Here is a 20,184-nt window from a genome sequence, read left to right on the forward strand (position 1 = left end):
ACAGAGAGAAAATCCCGCAGACTTACAGCTTGCCGGCCTTCTGGAGCTTCATCAGGTCCTCGGTGTCGAGGGTCTCGCCTTCCTTGAACTTCTGGTAAATCTCCTCGGCTTCCTCGCGAGCGGCTTCCTGCTTTTCTTCACGCTGGGAGCGCTCCTGCTCTTCTTCCTTCTTGTCGAGCTCGCGGAGGCGCTTCTGGACGCGGACGAAGTCCTCGTGGTGCTGGTCGGCCGCTTCCTGGGCCTCGACGAACTCCTCGTGCTTCTCGTCGGCCTCGTCACGGATCTCGTCGGCCTCGCGGTAGGCCTCGATCATCTCGTTGTGGTGCTTCTGAGCCTCGTCGGCCAGTTCCGTGACCTTCTGGTGGTGCTTCGAGGCTTCCGAGCGGACCTCTTCCGCTTCCTCTTTGAGCTCTTCGAGGTCGCCGCCCTGGTCGAGCTTCTCCTGTTTCTCCTGGAGCTTCTCGCGCTTGGTCTCGATTTTCTCGATGAGCTCCTTCTCGTCCTCCGAGGAGAGCACTTCGGTCTGTTGCTTGAACTCGAGATCTTCGATCTCCTCTTTGAGTTGTTCGACCGACGTGCCCTCGTCGAGTTCGAGGTCGTTTTTCAGGTTATCGACTTTGTCGAACAGCTCGTTTGCTTCCGCATTGAGCTCGTTTCGCTTGTCCTTGTGCTCTTGGACCTGCTCGTTGAGCTCGTCGCGTTTCTCGCGGTGTTCCTGGGCTTCGTCGACCTTCTCGCGAGTCTTCGCGTTCAGGTCGTCGCGGGCGGAGGCCCGCTCGGACGCCATCTGGTTCAGCTCGTTCCGTCGATCGCGGAGCTGGCCGGCGAGTTTGATGAGCTCGCCTTTCGATTTGTTTTCGAGATCCTCTTCGGTTACTGTAACGTTCTTTGATTCGTCTATCGAGTCTGCCATTGTTGAATCCTCTATGCCATCACCGCTTCAGCACAGACAGTCGGCCCACTACTGAGGGGCTGACACCAATAACAAGGGTTCCCTCTCATGTTGGGCTGAAAGCGATACTGCCTGAACGCGGAAGCGTTCTGGTGTCTACGAATAGAGGTGGATATCGTTTAAACATTCCGGTGCACTGAATACCGCGTCAACGTCTCACACGCCCTATTTCGGGGGCGAGACGGTCACTATCGTCCGTGGTTCCCTTGTATATCACGGACATATATCACTCGCTAATACGGTACTCGTTCTTGACGACAGTCTGGCCGTCGGTGGCGGCGAGCGTCACGTCGTCACCGGCTGAAAGAGTAAGCGTGTCGACGGTGACGCGGGCGAACGGACCGACAGTGTGTTCGGCCTGTTCGCGGTCCCCGTTGCAGTCCCATTCCACGGTGAGGTCCGCTTTTTCTGGACGGTCGTGGAGGACGACGACATCCCGCTCGCCGGGTGCTGGGTCCGAGAGTATTACCTGCGTGGGCTCGTAACAGTCGGCAAGGACACTGAACGCCGTCTTCTCGGTGCCATCCGTGGTGAGCAGACCCATACCGGCGTCACCGACATCTCGGAGGCTATCTATGATCATGAGTGGCGTGGCGCGGCGCCGGAGCGACTCGGCAACCTCGCGGACGACGCTGGCCTGATACGCCTGCGACGCTTCGACTCCACCCTCGACGTGGCGGTCGTGGCAGGCGCTATCGAACCCAGGAGTATCGCCCGGATCTGGCGTTCCCAGGGATCCGGCACCAAAACCGGCGACGACATCGCCAACGCCGAACGTGGAACAGAGCCACGGGAGGTCGGCCGTGTCGGCATACTGCCACCCCGGGTACAGCGTGGCCGCGTCGGGAGCGATTCCGGGCGGACCGACCACCGGAAACGTCGGAACGGCGTCGACGCTCCCGGCCACTGACTTGGCGTCCGTGCTGTCGTAGCCGGCTCGCCAAGCGCGCCATCGGACGCGAAGTCTGTCGAGGAACCCAGAGCCCAGCCCGTCAGCGTACGGAGATACTGGCTCGTCGTGAACACCGACCGCCGCGAAACTGGGATGCTGTGCGTAGGTCGTATCGATCCGCGTTGCGAGGGAAATTCCTCGTTCGCGGTCGAATGAACCAGGGCCCGACAGCGGGAGGTCCTGCCAGAGCAGGACGCCGTGGTCGTCACAGGCGCGGGCCACTTCGGGCGGCGTTCCCTGTGCCCGAATCCGAACCAGATTTGCATTGGCGTCGACAGCCCGTGCGACATCTTCAACAGTTGGGTCCAGCAGCGTTACGCCGCGAACGGGCACGGCCTCGCCGTTGACCCGCAGGCCGTCGTCGTAGGAGACGGTGCGCAGTCCCGTCGTCACCGAGTGCTCGTCGTCGCCGAGCTTCGCCCTGAGAACGTAGCGGGACTGCTCGCCGCGGTCGTGGGGCCACCACAGTGATGGGTCGCGCACGTCCATCGTGTAGGCCACCGTTGTCCGCTCGTCATTGGTCGAGACGCGGGCCCGATCCATCATTCCGCCGCCACGCACGTCCCCTTCCGGCCGCAGAGAGAGGGTTATCCGGTCGTCGAGCGGCTCTTCGGTCAGGACGGTCGCCGACACCTCGACCGTCGCATCGGACACGTCTTCTTCCGACACCTGTGGCTGGACTGAAAGCTCGCTCACGCAGGGGTCCGGTCTGGTTTCGATGCTCGCATCCCACCAGATGCCTGGGACGCAGCGCTCCGGCGGAAGCTGGTCGGTCGCGTGCAGGCCGCCAAAGCGGTCCTCTGGCGTGCGACACTCCACGACGATCCTGTACTCCTCGCTCTCGGGGAGGCGAATCCGGAGCGGTTCGAAGTAGGCATCGTGGCTGCTGAGTAAATCGCCGTTGCACCACACGCGTGTGTGCGCGTATGTTCCGTTCAGTACGAGCAGGGCGTGTGCGTCGCTCTCGTCCCGCGGGTCCGAGAACGTCGTTTCGTAGGCCACGGCCTCGGCGCCGGCGAACTGTTCTGGCCGGCCGGGCACCGACACCGGTTCCCACGCCTCCGGGGACGGCATCTCGTCGTCCGGCGCAACCGCCGCGCCGCGCCACTCCAGCGACATACCTTGTGGCCCGTTCCCCGAGGGCATATCCTTTGCCCCACGCCTTCACTTTCACTTTCACTGCGGGGACGGCTCGCTTTGACATAGGTAGCCACCTATTATCCAGATATGCTCACTGAACTGCACGAGGCAGCGACACCGACCTGCGAGGCCCAGCACTGCGAGCGCTCGCTCGGGGAGCCGGCGCTGGTGTTCGAGACCGACGCTGGCCGCCGCGAAGCGCACGAGTGCGTCTGCGGTGCGGTGACGGTTACCGTCGTCCGCTCCGAGTCGTCCCGCTGAAGTATGCCCGGCGGCGAGCGAGAGGTATGACACTCGAAGAAGTGGTCCACGCACAGGGCCACGAGAACGTCGCCGGCGAGCACGCGAGCACGCTAGAAGCGACGAGCGACGACTTTCTGACACCGGCCGGTGACTGCATTCTAGCTATCGAAGCTGACCGCGTCCCCGCCGACTTCGATGAGAAGTTCGTAGCGGCCTGCCAGGACGCCGACGCGACGATTACGGCGATTATCGAGGCTGGTGACCACACTGTTACCGTGACCGGAACCGGCCACCCCGACCTGTCTTTCGAGAACGACCGCAGCCACGTCCTGCGGACAAGCGACTACGTCGATGACCGGACTGTGATGGTAAACGCCGACGCGGCGGCCGGCGACGTGGACCGGGACCTCGTCGAAGCGCTCGCTGACGGGGCCGATGCGACGCTGACGCTTTCTGTCGAGCCCAGCGGCGACTGAGCGGTGGTTTCTACAGCGGTCGCGCCGCTCTCTGGCGCGGTCAAAAGAAAACAGGTTTGACGTCTAAACCAGCTTAGCTCGACGAAATAACGTCGTCGATGCGGACGATCATCGTCGCCGCCTCGGTGGCGGAGTCGACCGCTTCGCGCTTGACGGCGGCGGGGTCAAGGATGCCGTACTCGACGGGGTCAGCAACGACACCAGTCTGGCCTTCGCTGATGACGCCAGCGATGCCCTCGCTCTCGTGTTCGGCGCGGAGGTCGACGAGCGCGTCGATGGCATCGAGACCCGTGTTCTCGGCGAGCGTGCGGGGCAGGACGTCGACAGCGTCGGCGAACGCTTCGACGGCGAGCTGCTTGCGGCCCTCGATTGACGCCGCTTCGGAGCGGATGTGGTCGGCGATGGCAATCTCCGTGGCGCCTGCGCCGGGGACCACACCGCCAGCGTCGAGCGCGGCGATGACCACGTCGAGCGCGTCGTTGAGCGCGCGTTCGAGTTCGTCGACGACGTGTTCGGTGGAGCCGCGAGCGATAACTGTGACGGACTCGGCGGTCGCGCCGCCGGTAATGAACGTCACGTCGTCGTCGCCCTGCTTTTCGACATCGACACTGTCAGCGTGGCCGAGCGCGTCCTCATCAAGGGCTTCGAGGGAGCCGACGCGCTTTGCGCCGGTCGCCTCAACGATGTCCTTCGCGGTCGAGGAGCTGATGCTGTCGGCGACGAAGACGCCTTCCTTGGCGAGCTGGGAGGCGACGCGGTCGGCGACGTCCTCGGTGACGAAGGCGACGTCAGCGCCGCTCTCGACGACTTCCTCGGCGTAGCCCTGCAGTTCGCTCTCTTCGGCGTCGAGTGCGGCGTTGAGCTGGTCGACGCTAGAGACGTTGTACTCGGCGTCGATGTTGCTCTCGCGGACGTCGAGCTCGGTGTCGATGACCGCGATGGACGCGTTCTCGACCGAGGACGGCATGTTGTCGTGGACGGCCGTCTCGTCAACGATGACGCCTTCGACGAGCTTGGTCGCGGAGGAAGCCGCACCCGTCTGGGTGTGGACTTCGATGTTGTCCCGGCGAACGCCGTTGTCGCTCTTGGCGTGACGGACGGCGTCGACGACGACTTCGGCGAGTTTCTCGGCCTCGACATCACCAGTGCCCTTGCCGGTCATCGATGATTCGGCGACTTCGACGAGCGTCTCGTCGTCGAGGTCGACATCGAGGACGATCTCGTTGATGGCCTCCTGTGCGAGTTCGGCGGCAGCGGAGTATCCCTCGACGATTGTCGTCGGGTGGACGTCGTCGTCGAGCAGGTCCTCGCCTTTCGTCAGCAGTTCCCCGGCCAGCACGGACGCGGTCGTCGTTCCGTCGCCCACTTCGTCCTCCTGGGTCTGGGCGACCTCGACGATCATCTGGGCCGCGGGGTGTTCGATGTCCATCTCGGAAAGGATGGTCGCCCCGTCGTTGGTGATAACCACATCACCGTCGTCGGAGACGAGCATCTTGTCCATGCCGCGGGGACCGAGCGTGGTCCGTACGGACTCGCTTACGGCCTTTCCGGCGGAGATGTTCGATGACTGTGCGTCCTTTCCGTGTGTGCGCTGGGCGTCCTCATCAAGGATGAAAAGAGGCTGGCCGCCCATGCGTCGCTGGCCAGATGACATATGTGTTGAACCTCACTTAAGACAAGGCAAGCGGTTCTATATAAAACTTTCCAACGGCGCAGACCGCTCGTTGGGCGACAGCGCGGTTCCTGTCTCTGTAATCCTGGCCGGACCTACACATCTTTTAATATGGGTCTATACACACCGTATAGTAGATGCTGGAGCTGGAGCACGGCTTTCGGGTCGTCGACGTGCACGCACGGCTGGAACCCGACGAGCAGCGCCGGCCCCGAGACGGCATGGGTGACCCGGAGCAACTGGAACGGGAGATGCACCAGGCCGGCGTCGTCCGCTCCGTCGTCTTCCCTGGCGAGCGAGACGGGTCGTATCTGAAAGCGAACAACGCCGTCGCCCGGATGACCGTCGAGCGACCGATGGTCGCCTTCGCCAGAGTCAACGGCGCTCGGGACCCGGGGTCCGGCCCCGGGTCGGCGCTTCGCAACCTCGCAAGTAGTCGCACAGATGACCATACCTCGCCTGCGGACATCGAACAGTACGCCTACGACGACCGGTTCTACGGCTTCAAGCTCCATCCACCGACCGACGGGCTACCCGATGACGAAGTCCTCGCAGAACTGGAGTCAGTGTCGCTGCCCGTTATCGTCCACGGCGGCGAAGGGTTCCCGCCCGAAACTGTCGCCGAATCGCTGCTATCGTACGACTTCCCGGTCATTCTCTCACACTTCGGCGCGCATCCACTTCGGCAGGACCTGATGGAACGAGCCATCGACCTGCTGGCGGCCCACGACAATCTGTATCTCGACACCAGCGCGGTCCGCTACCGGGGGCCGATGGAACGGGCGGTTCTGGAACATCCTGACCGTGTTCTCTTCGGGAGCGGCGTCCCCAGCGTTCACCCGAACGTGGCTGTCATGGAGATTCTGACACTGGATGTCCCCGAAGACGCGATGCGCAAGGTGTTCTCGAACAATCCAAACCGCGTCATCGAAGCGCTGGCGCCCTGATCGCCGGCAGCCGCCACACCGGTAGAACGGGCGACAGTCGTGGGTTACCGCCAGTCGTACACAGTCACTGCGCGGTCCGCACGCGCGGACCGACCGTTCGGATTCCGGCGGAGTGTCCGGTCGGTCACGCGTGCCCTGACTCCGTCGACGATTCCCGACCCGACGCCGCCGAACACGTCCTGCCCGTTGCCGAGCCACTGCGACGGCGTCGTCTCCCCGCGCACGACATCGACCAGCGCGTCTTTCGCGTCACCGATCGCGTGGCTGAGGAGTCGCCGCACCACAGTCGGCCGGACGTTGTAGTTTTTCACAAGTCGATACGCGAGCGAGCGGTACTTCCAGTTCCAGTCGGTCTCTGCGATGCCGCCGTCGGCCTCGAACTCGCGGCTGACACACATTTTTGTGCTCCAGTCGACACCGTACTCACTGGCGGCCATCCGGTGTGCGAAGTCCCGGGCGCTGCCGACATTCAGATACTCGTCGAATCCGTCCAGTGCTTCCAGTACCTCGGCATCGAACGCGACGTTGCCGGGGTTGAAATACGTCACGTCGCGGCCGGCTATCGTCCGTGTTTCTTCTGTTTCGGTCGTCATCCCGGCCCACAGTTGCTGGTGTGTCGGTCCGGTGATGGCTTGCGCGGTCCCCGAAAGCCCGTCTCTCACGGCGTCAGCCCAGCCGGACTCGACTGAGAGCGACTGATGGACGAGCGCGATAACGTCCCCCGTCGCCCGGTCGATGCCAGCGTTGCGGGCGACTGTCACCGAGCGGTCGGCGATTTCGACGAGAATAGACACGTCGTCCCGGTCGCGGATCATGCCAGTCGTCCCGTCGGCTGACGGGCCGTTGACGACGATTACTTCCGCATCCGGAACCTGCTCGGTGAGTGCGTCCAGACAGCCGGCCAGCTCTTCCCGGCCGTTCAACGTCGGGACCACTACCGAGATATCCATACCTCTGGGTAGGACGGCGAAGGCGCTTAAAAGTCGCGGGAGGCGGACGCGAACTCTCCGCTACAAAACCGGGAGCGTTTGAGCGGCGATGCGCTACACGTGGGTGTTCCAGTACGACACCGACGCCAACTTTTCGCCGAGCGGTGTGCCGCCAAGCGCCGTATCGAGCGAGCGGAACGAGGCGGCCAGTTCGTTCGGAATCTTCCGATAAAACCCGTACGGAAGGAGCCAGTCGTGGTTCGCGTCGGTCAGTTCCAGTCCGGCCCCGTCTAACAGCCGGTCGATCTCCCAGCGGGAGTAGAGCCGCGACCCCATCGGGAGCGCCCAGTTGTATATCGACCGGGTGGAAAACCGGTTGAACGTATCGAAGAAGACTTGCTCCTTCGAGACGCGGCGCATCTCCGCGAGAAACGCCGCAGGTGTGTCCGCCAGATGGAAAAAGCGCATCGCAAACACAGTGTCGAAATGGTCGTCCGGGAACGGGAGTCGGGCAGCGTCGCCCCGCATGAACTCCACGTGGTCGTCGACACCGGTCGCCTGTGCTTTCTCACGGCCCTGCTGGAGCATCGGTCCCGAGATGTCCAGCCCGGTGATGTTCGCGCCGCGCTCGGCCAGCATCACAGTGAACCGGCCGGTCCCGCAAGCTACCTCTAATACGTCCTTATCGGCCACGGGGCCGATTGCGTCGAGGACGGCCTGCTTCTCGCGTCGGTCGATCAGCCGACCACCACGGGAGAACCGCTTGGCCTCGTACTCTTCGGCCACGGTGTCGGCCTGATACCACTCCTGCCCTTTCACGGTGTATTGCTCACCCCGCGGGGGATAAAACGATACTGGAATCCCCTTTCATTGGTCGGGTTGTTTTCCAGTCAATCCGGAACCGGCCACACTCCTGGCCCTGAAAGTTCCGGGCACGTATTCCTGCTACCGGCCGGAACCGCACGATGGCGGTTTTGTATAAGGATACATTAAACACTTCATAGAATCTGTATTGTTTGGTCATGCATATAGCCAAGTTTTACCAGTAAGTCTGGAATATCAGCCACTATGAGCGCATTAACTGAAAACGCTGCACCGGCACCGTTCACCGATGAGGAGTTCCGCGACACGCTGCGTGAACTCCCGCCGAGCGCGAAGCTCGTCGCGAAGGTGCTGGAAGACGATGCTCCGTTGTCACAGGGCGATCTGGCCGAGAACTCGCTGCTCCCGGACCGTACTGTCAGGTATGCGCTGAACCGGCTGGAGGAGTCCGATCTGGTAGACTCGCGGTATAGTTTCACCGACGCACGCAAACAGGTTTATTTCCTCACGGTCTGACCGGCCGGCATGAACTGGCAGCGGGCCGACGTACCCGTCCCGACACGGGCACCAACTGGCAACACGGCGGCGTACGTTTGCGGCGACGAGGCGGCCCTTCTCGTGGACCCTGCGGCGACGAACGATGCGCTCGATTCGCTTCTCAGCGACCGCACCCTCGCCCACATTGCGCTCACGCACCATCACCCTGACCACGCTGGTGCCGTTGCACACTACGCCGGAGAGACGGACGCGACGGTGTGGGCGCGCCACGGTCGAGCAGGCGCGTTCGAAGCTACGACCGGCGTTTCCCCGGACAGACTGTTCAGCGGGGGGACGACGATTCCGACTGATGCCGGCCCAGTGACCGTCATCGATACGCCGGGACACGCGCCGGAGCACGTTGCCTTCGCAACAGACGGGGCCGTCGTCTCCGGCGACCTCGCCGTCGCTGAGGGCAGCGTCGTCGTCGGTGCACCCGAGGGCGACGTTCGGGCCTATCTCGCGTCACTGCGCCGCCTCCACGCCAGAAATCCCGACGTGCTGTTACCGGGTCACGGCCCGCGTATCGAGACGCCACGGGAGACCTGTGCACGACTCATCAATCACCGACTGGAGCGTGAGCGGCGTGTTCGGGACGCTGTCGACCACGGCGCCACTACGCTGGACGAAATCCTCGACGCCGCCTACGAAAAGGACCTCACCGGCGTGCGCGACCTGGCCCGCGCGACGGTGCTGGCCCACATTGAGAAACTCGCTGTCGAAGGCGCGCTCTCGTGGGACGGCGACCGGGCCGTGCCGAACCCGGCGGAGTGACGCCTTTTTGCCCGTCGGCCCGCTAGCGATGCTGTGGACTCCTTGGAAACCGAACTTGAACGGGCCCGTGCCCTCGACGAGTCGGACTTGGCCGACGCAATCGAGACGATCGGGTTCGAATGCACCCGCTGTGGAGCCTGCTGCAAGGCCGAGTCAGCGTGTAGTGCGGGTGGCGCGAGTGACGGACCCGATGGGTCCGACGAGCAGCCCAAGTCCGCTGAAACCGATGCTGAACCCCACACTGCGACGGTGTTTCCCGACGAGATCCGGCAGCTACAGGCGACCGGGGAGTACGACTTCCGCGACGTGGCTCGACCGATGCCGTACGGACTGGCTGACGGCCCTGACGGCCCCGAAGGCGAGACGTTTGAGTGGGCGCTCCAGACCGATGACTGCGGCGACTGTACGTTCTACGCTGAGGACGGCGGCACGGGTGCCTGTACGGTCCACGGTGACCGCCCGCTCATTTGCCGGACCTACCCGTTCAGCGTCGCGCTCGGCGGGACGAGCCAGCCGATGGGCGAAGCCGTCGACGAGGCGGGGATGGTCCGGGCCCACGAATGTGAGGGGCTCGGTCGGGATATGTCCAGAGCCGACGCCGAGGAGTTGGCAGCAGCGCTCAAGGAGCGCGCCGTTCGAGAACTGACGGAAGCAATCGGCGTCCGCGACAACTACCGGCCAGTCGACCAGTCAGCCGGACAGGTCGTCGTCCACGACTCCGAAGGAGCCAAGCGCCCAGACGGCAGCCCCTACGAGTAGCGTCACACGTCGTCGATGATTTCGCCGACCGCGAAGTTCGACTTGACCTCGGTCACTTCGATCTTGACACGTTCGTCGATTTCGGCTCCCGGAACGATGATGACATAGCCGCGCTCGACGCGGGCGATACCGTCGCCCTGCTTGCCGATGTCTTCAATCTCGACGTAGCGCGTCTCACCCGGTTCGACCGGCGGTTGTGGCTGATCCGGTGGCGTCTCCGCCACTGTCTCCTCGTCCGCCTCTGTCCCCTCGTCTGCGGAGATAAGCGCAACGCGGTAGGTACTGCCCGAGTCGACTGCGCCCGTCTCGACCTCTCGACGAGGGATCTCTACGACGTACCGGTCCCCCTCGTCGCGGATATCGGCACTGAACAGACACAGCAGTTGATCCGAGATTTCCAATGTGATAGACCTCCGTTCGGCCACAAAACGGCCCATTACTAAAGAACTGCCGGAGCGAGCGGCCGCCGGCGGCCCCGCGAGCGACCGCGGTGTTTCCCGCCTGTACCAACCGACTGTCGCGTGGCCCAACTCGCGGCAGTATGCCCGCTTCGAATGAGAGAAAACCGCAAGACTGCGGGCCGTTAACCGTCTGTACCAAATCCAATAAGGGTGTCTCGGTGCTGCTAGTAACTGTACTAATGAGCGCCACCGCACAACCCACCGACAGTCCGCTCTCGGACAAGCAGCGACGTATTCTGGAGTATCTCCGTTCCAATGCTGACGACCAGACGTATTTCAAGTCCCGGCTTATCGGCGACGAACTCGGGCTCTCGGCGAAGGAAGTCGGCACGAACATGACCGCAATCGCCGACGGCGACCACGACGTGGCCGTCGAGAAGTGGGGCTACTCCTCCTCGACAACGTGGATGGTCGAAGCTTAAGCCCGGACTCCGCCGAACGAGCGGTACTGTCCCCCGCGCAGAGACGGTTCGGTGTCGTCGCTCACTTTTCCGTCAGTCACGACCCCTTGAGATGCATGCCTCTGTCTGACGAGCTGAATGTGCATATTCATAACAGTTGACGGCATAGTCGGACCCAGTAATGGGAGAGGCTGGTTCCCCGATTCGAGTCCTCCACGTCGACGACGACCTGCAGTACGCGGAGACGACGGCGGCGTTTCTCGAACGAGAGCGGGCCGCGTTCGACATCGAGACCGCGACGAGTGCATCGGAGGGGCTGGCCCGACTCGAATCGGCGACGTTCGACTGCATCGTCTCGGACTACGAGATGCCCGGCGAAAGCGGCATCGACCTCCTTGAATCCGTCCGCGAGGCGTACCCGGAGCTACCCTTTATTCTGTACACGGGCCGAGGCAGCGAAGCAGTCGCCGGGGATGCTATTTCGGCTGGCGTCACCGACTACCTGCAGAAGACGTCTGACACCAGCCACTACGCACTTCTGGCCAACCGCATCACCAACGCCGTCCAACAGTACCGGTCACAGCAGGCGCTCGAAGAGAGCACGGACCGGCTGTCGCTGTTTATCGACCAGTCGCCGCTGGGCTTCGTTGAGTTCGACTCCGACTTCGAAATCGTTCGGGTCAACGACACCCTCACCGAGATATTCGGCTACACCGAAGACGAACTGCTCGGGGAGACGTGGGAGGTGTTCGTGAGTCCGGACAGCTACGACGACGTCAACGCGGTCACCTCTGCCCTCAGTGAGGCCAGCGGCGGCTACCACAGCGTCGACGAGAACGTCCGGAAAGACGGCGAGCGTATCATGGTCGAGTGGCACAACCGTCTCGTCACCGACGACGCGGGCGATGTCGTCACTATCTTCTCGCACTGTCAGGAGGTCACCGAGCGTATCGAGCGCGAGCGGAACCTCGCCCAGCTACGGGACTTCTTCGCCGAGGCGGAGGAACTGGGTGACCTCGGCGCGTGGGAGTTCGACGAAAGCGGGATGTCGACCTGGACAGCGGGCACCCGCCGCATCCACGAGGTCGACGACGACTTCGAGCCGACAGTCGAAGGTGGGCTGTCGTTCTACCATCCCGAAGACAGGGAGACGGTCGCGGACGCCGTCGATGCGGCCCTCGAAGACGGGGAACCGTATGACCTCGAAGTCAGGCTCATCACCGCGACAGGCGACTGTCGGTGGGTCCGGACCCGCGGCAAACGAGTCGAGGACGCGGAACGCCGCACGGTCCGGGGGTTCATCCAGGACATCACCGAACAGAAGGAACGTGAGCGCCGGCTCCGCGTCCAGAACGAGCGGCTCGAATCCTTTGCCAGCGTCGTCAGCCACGACCTTCAGGGGCCGCTGACGGTCGCGCAGGGCCACTTGGAGCTGGCCCGGCAGGAAGATACCGACGACCATCTCGACAGCATCGACAGCGCCCACCAGCGGATGCAGACGCTCATCGACGACATCCTGACGCTCGCACGCGACGGCCGCGAGGCGACGACCACCGAGCCGGTCGACTTACACACCGCCGCGACCGCCTGCTGGCAGACCGTCGAAACTGGGGACGCGACCTTAGAGACCGACACCGACAGCGTCGTCGTCGCGGACCCCCGGCGGCTGCGTCGCCTGCTGGAGAACCTGTTCCGGAACAGCGTCGCACACGGGTCCCTTCCCACCACGGGGAAGGATGGGGCCGTCGAACACAGTTCCACACCGCCCCAGTCAGATGCTGTCGTCGATCCTGGCGACGACGTGACGGTCACGGTCGGCGACATCGACGACGAAAGCGGGTTCTACGTCGCCGACGACGGGCCGGGCGTCCCCGAGGACGAGCGGGACGCGGTGTTCGAAGCCGGCTACTCGACCGCGTCTGACGGCACCGGCCTCGGCCTCGCAATCGTCGCTGACATCGCCGCCGTCCACGGATGGGATGTGAGCGTGACCGACAGCGAGGCGGGCGGGGCCAGGTTCGAGATAACAAGCATCGTCGAAGGGGGGTGAGACGGACGCGGCTGGGTTGACAGCCGGAACCCGAGCGTCACGGGTCGTACCGCAGTAGCGAGTCGGCCTCGCCGGCTAACGCGGCCACATCGTCGCCGAACGAATCGGCGTACCGAATCAGCAGTGTCAGCACGGTTTCGGGTTCCGTAACTGCGTAGCCGTCTTCTCTGGACAGGAGCCCGGCGGCCTCCAGATCGGCGGCGTAGTTGCTCACCGTCGGCCGTGAGACGTCCAGTTCAGTGGCCAGTTCCGACGCCGTCGCCTCCGGGCGGCGGAGGAGCGTGACGAGCATCCCGCGGGCCGTCGAGCGCCGCAGGTAACCAAGCGCCACCTGTTCGAACTCGGAGAACTGCCCGGCCGGGAAGTACCTGCGGTAGTCGCCGTCCTTCTGTGACGTGACGACGGCCTCGTTTTCCAGCCGGTGGAGGTGGTGCTGGGCCTCACCAGTCCCGAGTTTGAGGTCGTCACGAAGCTTCGAGAAGTGGGTCCCGGGGTGTGCCGAGACGTACCCGGCGATGGCATCGGGCGCGTCGCTCTCGCTTCCGCTGTCGCCGAAGCGGGCAAACGGGCTCGCTGCACCGAGGGCGGCAAAGCGACGGAGTGTCGCTCGTTTATCCTCGTCCACGTCGCCCTCACGTGTCATTGCTACCGAAAAGGTGGGTCGGTAATAAAACGTCTTCGCCTGATTCTCAGTTAGTTGTCTTTGTCGACTTCCGACGTTCGCGTCGTGTCGTCGGGACCGCCGGCCACGTCAGTCGTGCCCGAGTCGTTGTCTATCTCAGCGTCCATCTCCTCAATGACGTCGTCGGCGCTGTCGACGCCGGAGTCTTCGCCGTGTTTGATCTTCTGGGCTTCCTCTTCCATCGCTTCGACATCGACCTGCGCTTCCTCGTCGATCTGGCCGAGGATTTCCTCGATATCGTCCAGACCAAGCATCTCGCGGGTCTCGTCGTCGAAGTCAAGCGCTTCCAGCGAGTGACCGTTCTCCTTCACGTCGGAGCCCTGGAGGTGCTTGCCGTAGCGGCCCACCAGCGAGGTAAGCTCCTGCGGGAGGATGAACTTCGTCGACTCGCCCTGACCGATTTCCGCGAGCGTCTCCATCCCCTTGTCGATGACGGCGCGCTCGCCCATCGACTCGGCGGATTTCGCACGCAGGACGGTCGAAATTGCGTCACCCTGTGCTTCCAGAATCTGGCTCTGTTTCTCACCCTGTGCGCGGATGATGTTAGACTGCTTGTCACCTTCGGCCGTCTCGATGGCGGAGCGCCGTTCACCCTGGGCTTCCAGGATCATGGCACGGCGTTTCCGCTCGGCGGAGGTCTGTTGCTCCATCGCCTGCTGGACGTCCTTCGAGGGGTTGACCTCGCGGACCTCCACGCTCTCGACGCGGACACCCCACTCGTCGGTGGGTTCGTCCAGCTCTTTCCGGATGCGGGCGTTGATTTCACCCCGCTTGTTCAGCGTGTCGTCCAGTTCCATGTCACCTAGGACGGCACGAAGGGTCGTCTGGGCGAGGTTGGAGACGGCACGTTCGTAGTTGTCGACTTCGAGGAACGCCTTCTTCGGGTCCATCACCTTGATGTAGACGACGGCGTCGGCGGTCACCGGCGAGTTGTCGCGGGTGATAGCCTCTTGCCGCGGCACGTCAAGCGTCTGGGTACGCATATCGAACCGCGTCACGTCGGAGACAAAGGGATAGATGAAGTGAATCCCCTGGTCGAGGACGCCGCGATAGGTACCAAGGACCGTGTAGGCACCTTTCTGGTACGGGCGGATGATCACGACGCTGGAGTACACCAGCGCGATGGCGATCAGGAGGAAGATTACGGTAACGAAACCGACGAGTCCTCCCAGACCTTGCAGCGGTGCTGTCGCGGGGAACATGACAATCAGAACTCCGGAGCGCGCAATGAAAAGGCTTCGGTGTCCCTGTCACAAACTACCGAATTGCACACCTACGCCCGCTCGGACTCTCGCTCCGGCTCGGCGTCCGCATCGCTCCGGTTTCGGTCACGTTCGAGCGCGCGGTCGATTTCGTCGCCTGCCGCCTCCACCGCTTCGACTTCCAGGACGTTCCCGCCGCCCGGGTCGATGACGATTACTTCCGTCCCCTCCTCAATGGGATCGCCGGAACTGCGAGCCTGATAATAGGGATTGAAACCGCCGTCTTCCAGTTTGACCTCGCCGTCGCTTCGGGTTACGCGCTCGGTAACCGTTCCGAACTGGCCCGTAAGCGAGTCAGAGCTGAGCGTCTGGCCCCGGCCCGGTGCGGCGAAGTCGAGCTTTCGATACCCCCAGAGCGTGACCGCTGTCGTTGCAAGGACAACGACAGTAAGGATGAGTGGGGCGAGGATACCGAGGCTTGCTGGAATGAACAGCCCGACCAGCCCTGCCGTCAGCAGGGCCACGCCGAGAACGAAAAAGTGGGTTCCGGGGGCGAGCGCCTCGCCCACGATGAGGCCCGCGCCGGCCAGAAACAGCAGAATGGAGAGCGACATACCTAACAGTGGTTCGGCCTGCAGCAGGGCAACTGTCGCCAGCGGATTCACCATGCTCTCACCTAGTGTCGGAGCAGGATTAAGTGTCGGGGTCGGGCGTGACACGCCCGGCACTGCTGTAGCGTTACGCGTCGCTCGTCCGGACGAAGAACCCGTACAGTACTGCGGTTCCGAGCGCGACGGACAGGACTACGCCGCCGAGTACGGACGGTGTGTACATCTCCGCTCCGAGGAACATCCGTCCGAGCGCGAGGATTGCGATACAGACCCCCAGCGCGACGAAGACGACATTCTCAGGCTTCGGCGCGTCGGGCGTCACCTCGAGGTCCGGAGCGAGCGAGCCGGCGACCGCGCCCTCCACGTCGTCAGCCGCGTCGCTATCTGGGTCGTCCTCGACCTGAATAACGTCGGCTTCCGTCGCCAGTTCGTACTCCTCGGTGAACGTATCACCCGTAGCGGCCGCATCGTCTCGTGCGGCCCCGTCGTCATCCATGGTCCGCGGTACGTGCCGTGACTACAAAAGCGCTGGCGACTGCGATTATTTGATGCGGGTCCCCAGCGGCGCGTCCGCGTGCGTCGTCAGCAGGTCCGCCTCGTCGCCGGCGGCCAGCACCATCCCGTTGGATTCGATGCCGAACAGCTCGGCTTTCTCCATGTTCGCAAGCAGGATGACGCGCGTTCCGGGGAGGTCCTCGGCGTCGTGGAGCTGTCGGAGGCCGGCGACGACCTGCCGGACCTCGTGGCCGATATCGACCGCTAACTTGAGAAGCTTGTCCGCGCCCTCGACCGGCTCGGCGCTACGTATCTCGCCGACGCGCATGTCGACGCCCTCGAAGTCATCGAAACTGATCCGCTCCTCGACAAGCGGCTGGAGGTCGGCGGCGTCCGTATCCCCGTCGTCCGCTTCGTCGCCGGCGTCCTCGCCGTCATCATCCTCGGACTCGTCGTCGCCGGCCGCCTCAACGCGCTCCTGTAGCTCCTCGTTCAGCGCCTCGATGTGGTCATCCTCGACTTGCTCGAACAGCTCCGCGGGCTCGCCGAACTCGGCCGGCGGCGCTTCGAGCGCGCTGTCGAGGGTCACGTCGGCGACCGACCCCTGCTCGCCCAGCTGGCCCCACAGGCGCTCGGCTTTGCCCGGCAGGACGGGCTGGATGAGCACCGCGACGGCCTTCGTCAGCTGGACGCAGTCGCGGATGACCTGCTCGGCTTCCTCGGGGTCGTCGTCGACGAGGTTCCACGGCTCGTTGCGCTGGATGTACTCGTTGCCGTAGTTCGACAGCTCGATGGCGATTTCGGCGAGGGCGCGCACGTCGTACTCGCGGACGGCGGCCTCGAAGTCGTCGATGGCCGCCTCGATGCGTTCGCGCACGTCGTCGCTGACGGGCGCGTCGGGCGTCCCGTCGTAGTTGCGCTCGGCGAACAGCAGCGAGCGGTAGATGAAGTTGCCGACGTTGCCGACGAGTTCGCCGTTGACCCGCTCCTGGAAGCGGTCCCAGGAGAAGTCCACGTCGGTGTCCAGTTCCGCTCCGGTGGCAATGTAGTACCGGAACAGGTCGGGGTGGAAGCCGGCGTCGAGGTACTCGTCGGCCCAGACAGCACGGTTTCGCGAGGTCGAGAGGGCCTTGCCGTCGATGCCGACGAAGCCGGTCGCGAGGATGGCCCGGGGCTCGTTGTAGCCCGCGCCCCGCAGCATGGCGGGCCAGAAGACGGCGTGGTGCTGGATGATGTCGCGGCCGATGACGTGGATTATCTCGCCGTTGTCCTCGCTCCAGTCGTCGTCCCACTCGGTATCGTGGCGCTCTTCGCCGTCGACCTTCCAGACCTGTTCCCAGTTGTACTCATCGTCGCCGACGCGCTCGGAGTACTGCTTCGTCGAGGCGACGTACTCGATAGGTGCGTCGACCCAGACGTACAGCACCAGATCCTCCCCGCCGTCGACGTCCTCGGGATAGTCGACGCCCCAGTCCATGTCCCGAGTGATACAGAGGTCCTGTAGCTCGCCCTCAATCCACTCGCGGGGCTGGTTCTGGGCGTTGTCGGTCCCTTCGAGTCGGTCGAGGAAGCCCTGGAGGTACTCCTGGAAGTCCGAGAGGCGGAGGAACTTGTGCTCGCGGGTGCGGTACTCGGCGGGGTTGCCCGTCAGCGTCGAGACGGGGTCCTCGATTTCGCCGGGTTCGAGGTGGCGCTGGCATCCCTCATCGCACTCGTCGCCGCGGGCCTGCTCCCCGCAGTAGGGACAGGTCCCCTCAACATAGCGGTCGGGGAGGGGCTGGTCCTCCTCGGTGTCCCAGGCGACCTCTATTTCCTTTTCGTGGACGTGGTCGTTTTCGACCCACGAGCGGACGAACGACTGAGTGAGTTCGACGTTGGTCTCGTCGTCGGTGTGCCCGTAGTTGTCGAATTCGATGTTGAACTGCGGGAACGTCTCGGCGTAGGTCTCATGGAAGTCAAGCGCGAACTCTCGCGGCTCGACGCCTGCTTCGGCGGCGTTGACCGCTACTGGCGTGCCGTGCATGTCCGATCCCGAAACGAACGCCGTCTGCTGACCGATCCGTCGGAGAGCGCGTGACAGCGCGTCTCCGTCGACATACGTCCTGAGGTGGCCGACGTGTAAGTCACCGTTCGCGTAGGGCAACCCACAGGTCACGACCGCCGGCTGGTCCGTCGGAAACTCGTCGTTGCTCATACCTGTTCGTGTGCCACCGACGGGTCAAAAGGGGGTTGGTTTCGGCGTGGTGGCCGCGCTCCGGGGTCACAGCAACGCGAGCGTACCGCCTGCCAGCCCGAGTGTCACGACGAGCCGTCCGGCACTGCCGAAGAACGTCGCTGCGCCGAACCGATAGTAGTCGCGTTCGAGGACGGTGAACGCGTAGATAGAGATGGTGTCGGGGAAAAACGGCACACAGAGCGCGAGCGCCAGACCGACGTACCCGTACTTCTGTGCTAGCTGGACCGTCTTCTTTTCCGACCACTCGATGATGTTGAACCGTGAGCGCTTGATTCGGCGAACGAGCGGGCCGTACTCCTTTGCCTCCTGACCGATATGGAAGGCGACGAGACTGCCAAACGCCTTCCCCAGACCACTGACGATGATAATCGCCACCAGATTCCCGTTTGTGGAGAGTCCAAGTCGAAGGGTTTCGGCCGGAACCAGCACGACCTCGCTCGGAAGCGGGAGAATGAACGCGATCAGAAACGAGTACACCGCGATGATACCCAGTCCGGTCGGACCAGTGGCCGTACAGACGGCTTCTTCGAGCGGCGACAGTGGGGTGCCAGCGGTCGTACAGTCACCGATGAAGGCGATGAACGCTGCGGTCGGTACTACCAAGTCCACGTCTCTCTGTAGCAAACAGGCACTTCTAAACCTTCGTATGTCTTCTCGGGAGCGCTCAGTACGGATACGTTTGACACTAGAGAAGCGATTCAGTACCAATCGAGGCCAGCGGCTCAGTACCAGTCGAGATCCGCGACAAATGAGCGTAGCATCGACCGCGTGACGTGGGGCATACACACGACGCGCATCTCACCGGCCCCGGTCTTCGAGACCCGCCAGCCGCGATCCCGCAGTTCGTCGGTCATCGGCATCGAGAGGTCGGCCGCGACAAGCGGAAGTTCGGGCCCGACCACGTCGTGGCCCCGCGCTGATAGCTGGTCAGCCAGCCAGTCGGCGTTGGCCATCGACGTTTCGTACTGTTGCTCGTAGCCTGCCGGCCACAGCGATTCCATCGCCGCGACAGCCGAGGCCACGCCAGCGCCCGACCGCGTCCCCGTCAGCGTGAGCTGGTCCGTCGATTCCAGATACGGCGTTTCGACGGCGAGTTCGTCGAGCAGCGACCGGTCCCGAGCCAGCAGTCCGCCGGCAGGAACCGCCGCCTGCCCGACCTTGTGGGGGTCAATGGTCATCGTGTCGATGTCCGCGTGGCCGAAGTGCCAGTCGTGGTCGGTGAACGGAAGGTAGAAGCCGCCCCACGCGGCGTCGACGTGACAGAGGGCATCGACCGTTTCTGCGAGGTCGGCGATGGCCGGAATCGGGTCGACGTAGCCGTACTCGGTCGAGCCGGCGACGCCGACGACACACACCGTGTCTTCGTCGACGAGTTCCGACATCGCCGCCATGTTGACACGGTAGTCCGTTGCCGGCGCAGTCCGCAACTTGACCCCGAGCACGTCAGCGGCCTTCGTGAATGAAAAGTGCGCGTGGACGGGCGCGACCACGTTTGGGTCGTCCGTATCGGCGCGGTTACGGGCGATGCGTATCGCCTGCAGGTTCGCCTCTGTCCCGCCCGAGGCGACGTAGCCCGCGGGGTCCGAGAGGCCGGTCATCTCGCCGAGATAGTCGACGGCCTCGCGTTCCAGATCGGCGATGGTCTCGTACGTACCCGGGTCTCCGGGGTTCGTCGCGAGGAAGCGTTCCGCCGCTTCGCGTGCCGACGGGTGTGGCACGGTACACATCGACGAGAGGACGCGCTCGAAGTCCTGTGGCTCTGCCCGCTGGAGCATCTATCGCCAGTATAGAGGGGGGAGTGGTTTAGCCGTTGTGCTCGGGCGTGTCCGTTGTCTGCTGTTTA

The 20,184-nt window shown here is 63.8% G+C and carries 21 protein-coding genes; 8 read left to right on the forward strand and 13 right to left on the reverse strand.

Translation table 11 applies throughout. The features are described from left to right. Positions 1-22 precede the first annotated feature (22 nt). Complete coding sequence (locus tag D3D01_RS06135; RefSeq protein ID WP_101350746.1) at positions 23-913, reverse strand: coiled-coil protein; 891 nt, start codon at positions 911-913, stop codon at positions 23-25. Positions 914-1,178: 265 nt separating this feature from the next. Next, the gene (locus D3D01_RS06140) at positions 1,179-3,023 is read right to left on the reverse strand and encodes a hydrolase (RefSeq protein ID WP_121511588.1); all 1,845 of its coding nucleotides are present in this window, start codon (positions 3,021-3,023) and stop codon (positions 1,179-1,181) included. A gap of 108 nt (positions 3,024-3,131) precedes the next feature. Here D3D01_RS06140 and D3D01_RS23990 point away from each other — a divergent pair, with 108 nt between their 5' ends. Together D3D01_RS23990 and D3D01_RS06145 are read left to right on the forward strand one after the other, a co-directional pair. Further along, positions 3,132-3,305 carry a hypothetical protein gene (locus D3D01_RS23990; RefSeq protein WP_199722308.1) on the forward strand — a complete coding sequence of 58 codons (174 nt, stop codon included), beginning with the start codon at positions 3,132-3,134 and terminating at the stop codon, positions 3,303-3,305. A 26-nt stretch (positions 3,306-3,331) separates the two neighbouring features. Continuing rightward, the gene (locus tag D3D01_RS06145) at positions 3,332-3,763 is read left to right on the forward strand and encodes a DUF371 domain-containing protein (RefSeq protein ID WP_121511589.1); all 432 of its coding nucleotides are present in this window, start codon (positions 3,332-3,334) and stop codon (positions 3,761-3,763) included. 73 nt (positions 3,764-3,836) lie between these two features. Here the strand turns inward: D3D01_RS06145 and thsA are convergent, their stop codons facing one another. Beyond that, positions 3,837-5,396 carry a thermosome subunit alpha gene (gene thsA, locus D3D01_RS06150; RefSeq protein ID WP_101350743.1) on the reverse strand — a complete coding sequence of 520 codons (1,560 nt, stop codon included), beginning with the start codon at positions 5,394-5,396 and terminating at the stop codon, positions 3,837-3,839. Between the two features lie 176 nt (positions 5,397-5,572). Between thsA and D3D01_RS06155 the strand changes: the two genes are divergently transcribed. Next, a complete protein-coding gene (locus tag D3D01_RS06155) occupies positions 5,573-6,382 on the forward strand; it encodes an amidohydrolase family protein (RefSeq protein ID WP_101350742.1) in 810 nt (269 codons plus the stop codon). 44 nt (positions 6,383-6,426) lie between these two features. Here D3D01_RS06155 and D3D01_RS06160 read toward each other — a convergent pair whose 3' ends face one another. Beyond that, positions 6,427-7,332 (reverse strand): glycosyltransferase family 2 protein, encoded by a 906-nt coding sequence (locus D3D01_RS06160; protein ID WP_101350741.1) that lies wholly within the window; start codon positions 7,330-7,332, stop codon positions 6,427-6,429. Positions 7,333-7,425: 93 nt separating this feature from the next. Then, a complete protein-coding gene (locus tag D3D01_RS06165) occupies positions 7,426-8,130 on the reverse strand; it encodes a class I SAM-dependent methyltransferase (protein WP_004517150.1) in 705 nt (234 codons plus the stop codon). A gap of 249 nt (positions 8,131-8,379) precedes the next feature. Here D3D01_RS06165 and D3D01_RS06170 point away from each other — a divergent pair, with 249 nt between their 5' ends. The 3 genes from D3D01_RS06170 to D3D01_RS06180 are packed head-to-tail and all read left to right on the forward strand — an operon-like array spanning position 8,380 to position 10,203. Further along, a complete protein-coding gene (locus D3D01_RS06170; RefSeq protein WP_005537824.1) occupies positions 8,380-8,649 on the forward strand; it encodes a helix-turn-helix domain-containing protein in 270 nt (89 codons plus the stop codon). A 9-nt stretch (positions 8,650-8,658) separates the two neighbouring features. Beyond that, positions 8,659-9,444 (forward strand): MBL fold metallo-hydrolase, encoded by a 786-nt coding sequence (locus tag D3D01_RS06175; RefSeq protein ID WP_121511590.1) that lies wholly within the window; start codon positions 8,659-8,661, stop codon positions 9,442-9,444. Positions 9,445-9,477: 33 nt separating this feature from the next. Beyond that, on the forward strand, positions 9,478-10,203 hold the full coding sequence (locus D3D01_RS06180; protein WP_121511591.1) for a YkgJ family cysteine cluster protein: 726 nt from the start codon (positions 9,478-9,480) through the stop codon (positions 10,201-10,203). Positions 10,204-10,205: 2 nt separating this feature from the next. On the opposite strand, the gene D3D01_RS06185 is transcribed toward D3D01_RS06180, so the two are convergent. Beyond that, positions 10,206-10,604 (reverse strand): TRAM domain-containing protein, encoded by a 399-nt coding sequence (locus D3D01_RS06185; protein WP_121511592.1) that lies wholly within the window; start codon positions 10,602-10,604, stop codon positions 10,206-10,208. 239 nt (positions 10,605-10,843) lie between these two features. Here D3D01_RS06185 and D3D01_RS06190 point away from each other — a divergent pair, with 239 nt between their 5' ends. Together D3D01_RS06190 and D3D01_RS06195 are read left to right on the forward strand one after the other, a co-directional pair. Further along, positions 10,844-11,086, forward strand: a complete 243-nt coding sequence (locus D3D01_RS06190) for a hypothetical protein (RefSeq protein ID WP_101350737.1) — start codon at positions 10,844-10,846, stop codon at positions 11,084-11,086. A gap of 160 nt (positions 11,087-11,246) precedes the next feature. Further along, complete coding sequence (locus tag D3D01_RS06195) at positions 11,247-13,115, forward strand: PAS domain S-box protein (protein ID WP_121511593.1); 1,869 nt, start codon at positions 11,247-11,249, stop codon at positions 13,113-13,115. Between the two features lie 37 nt (positions 13,116-13,152). On the opposite strand, the gene D3D01_RS06200 is transcribed toward D3D01_RS06195, so the two are convergent. The 7 genes from D3D01_RS06200 to mfnA form a co-directional block, all read right to left on the reverse strand. Further along, positions 13,153-13,758, reverse strand: coding sequence for a MarR family transcriptional regulator (locus D3D01_RS06200; protein WP_121511594.1), 606 nt, complete (start codon positions 13,756-13,758; stop codon positions 13,153-13,155). 50 nt (positions 13,759-13,808) lie between these two features. Continuing rightward, positions 13,809-14,999 (reverse strand): SPFH domain-containing protein, encoded by a 1,191-nt coding sequence (locus D3D01_RS06205; RefSeq protein WP_053967492.1) that lies wholly within the window; start codon positions 14,997-14,999, stop codon positions 13,809-13,811. A gap of 71 nt (positions 15,000-15,070) precedes the next feature. Then, positions 15,071-15,667 carry an NfeD family protein gene (locus D3D01_RS06210; protein ID WP_101350734.1) on the reverse strand — a complete coding sequence of 199 codons (597 nt, stop codon included), beginning with the start codon at positions 15,665-15,667 and terminating at the stop codon, positions 15,071-15,073. 70 nt (positions 15,668-15,737) lie between these two features. Then, positions 15,738-16,106: a hypothetical protein gene (locus tag D3D01_RS06215; RefSeq protein WP_121511595.1), complete on the reverse strand. Its 369-nt coding sequence runs from the start codon at positions 16,104-16,106 to the stop codon at positions 15,738-15,740. Between the two features lie 45 nt (positions 16,107-16,151). Continuing rightward, on the reverse strand, positions 16,152-18,299 hold the full coding sequence (gene metG, locus D3D01_RS06220; RefSeq protein ID WP_121511596.1) for a methionine--tRNA ligase: 2,148 nt from the start codon (positions 18,297-18,299) through the stop codon (positions 16,152-16,154). A 66-nt stretch (positions 18,300-18,365) separates the two neighbouring features. Further along, positions 18,366-18,950, reverse strand: a complete 585-nt coding sequence (locus D3D01_RS06225; RefSeq protein WP_053967496.1) for a YqaA family protein — start codon at positions 18,948-18,950, stop codon at positions 18,366-18,368. A 113-nt stretch (positions 18,951-19,063) separates the two neighbouring features. Further along, positions 19,064-20,116, reverse strand: coding sequence for a tyrosine decarboxylase MfnA (gene mfnA, locus D3D01_RS06230; protein ID WP_121511597.1), 1,053 nt, complete (start codon positions 20,114-20,116; stop codon positions 19,064-19,066). Between the last annotated feature and the right edge of the window lie 68 nt (positions 20,117-20,184).

Source organism: Haloarcula sp. Atlit-7R, from assembly GCF_003666065.1.
Taxonomy (GTDB): Archaea; Halobacteriota; Halobacteria; order Halobacteriales; family Haloarculaceae; genus Haloarcula; species Haloarcula taiwanensis.

What these genes read in the sequence shown, in the direction of transcription:
- D3D01_RS06190 (WP_101350737.1), top strand. Translation starts at nt 10,844, where the DNA reads ATGAGCGCCACCGCACAACCCACCGACAGTCCGCTCTCGGACAAGCAG.
- D3D01_RS06170 (WP_005537824.1), top strand. Translation starts at nt 8,380, where the DNA reads ATGAGCGCATTAACTGAAAACGCTGCACCGGCACCGTTCACCGATGAG.
- metG (WP_121511596.1), bottom strand. Translation starts at nt 18,299, where the DNA reads ATGAGCAACGACGAGTTTCCGACGGACCAGCCGGCGGTCGTGACCTGT.
- D3D01_RS06205 (WP_053967492.1), bottom strand. Translation starts at nt 14,999, where the DNA reads ATGTTCCCCGCGACAGCACCGCTGCAAGGTCTGGGAGGACTCGTCGGT.
- D3D01_RS06140 (WP_121511588.1), bottom strand. Translation starts at nt 3,023, where the DNA reads ATGTCGCTGGAGTGGCGCGGCGCGGCGGTTGCGCCGGACGACGAGATG.
- D3D01_RS06200 (WP_121511594.1), bottom strand. Translation starts at nt 13,758, where the DNA reads ATGACACGTGAGGGCGACGTGGACGAGGATAAACGAGCGACACTCCGT.
- mfnA (WP_121511597.1), bottom strand. Translation starts at nt 20,116, where the DNA reads ATGCTCCAGCGGGCAGAGCCACAGGACTTCGAGCGCGTCCTCTCGTCG.
- D3D01_RS06215 (WP_121511595.1), bottom strand. Translation starts at nt 16,106, where the DNA reads ATGGATGACGACGGGGCCGCACGAGACGATGCGGCCGCTACGGGTGAT.
- D3D01_RS06195 (WP_121511593.1), top strand. Translation starts at nt 11,247, where the DNA reads ATGGGAGAGGCTGGTTCCCCGATTCGAGTCCTCCACGTCGACGACGAC.
- D3D01_RS06175 (WP_121511590.1), top strand. Translation starts at nt 8,659, where the DNA reads ATGAACTGGCAGCGGGCCGACGTACCCGTCCCGACACGGGCACCAACT.
- D3D01_RS23990 (WP_199722308.1), top strand. Translation starts at nt 3,132, where the DNA reads ATGCTCACTGAACTGCACGAGGCAGCGACACCGACCTGCGAGGCCCAG.
- D3D01_RS06210 (WP_101350734.1), bottom strand. Translation starts at nt 15,667, where the DNA reads ATGGTGAATCCGCTGGCGACAGTTGCCCTGCTGCAGGCCGAACCACTG.
- D3D01_RS06155 (WP_101350742.1), top strand. Translation starts at nt 5,573, where the DNA reads ATGCTGGAGCTGGAGCACGGCTTTCGGGTCGTCGACGTGCACGCACGG.
- thsA (WP_101350743.1), bottom strand. Translation starts at nt 5,396, where the DNA reads ATGGGCGGCCAGCCTCTTTTCATCCTTGATGAGGACGCCCAGCGCACA.
- D3D01_RS06160 (WP_101350741.1), bottom strand. Translation starts at nt 7,332, where the DNA reads ATGGATATCTCGGTAGTGGTCCCGACGTTGAACGGCCGGGAAGAGCTG.
- D3D01_RS06135 (WP_101350746.1), bottom strand. Translation starts at nt 913, where the DNA reads ATGGCAGACTCGATAGACGAATCAAAGAACGTTACAGTAACCGAAGAG.
- D3D01_RS06145 (WP_121511589.1), top strand. Translation starts at nt 3,332, where the DNA reads ATGACACTCGAAGAAGTGGTCCACGCACAGGGCCACGAGAACGTCGCC.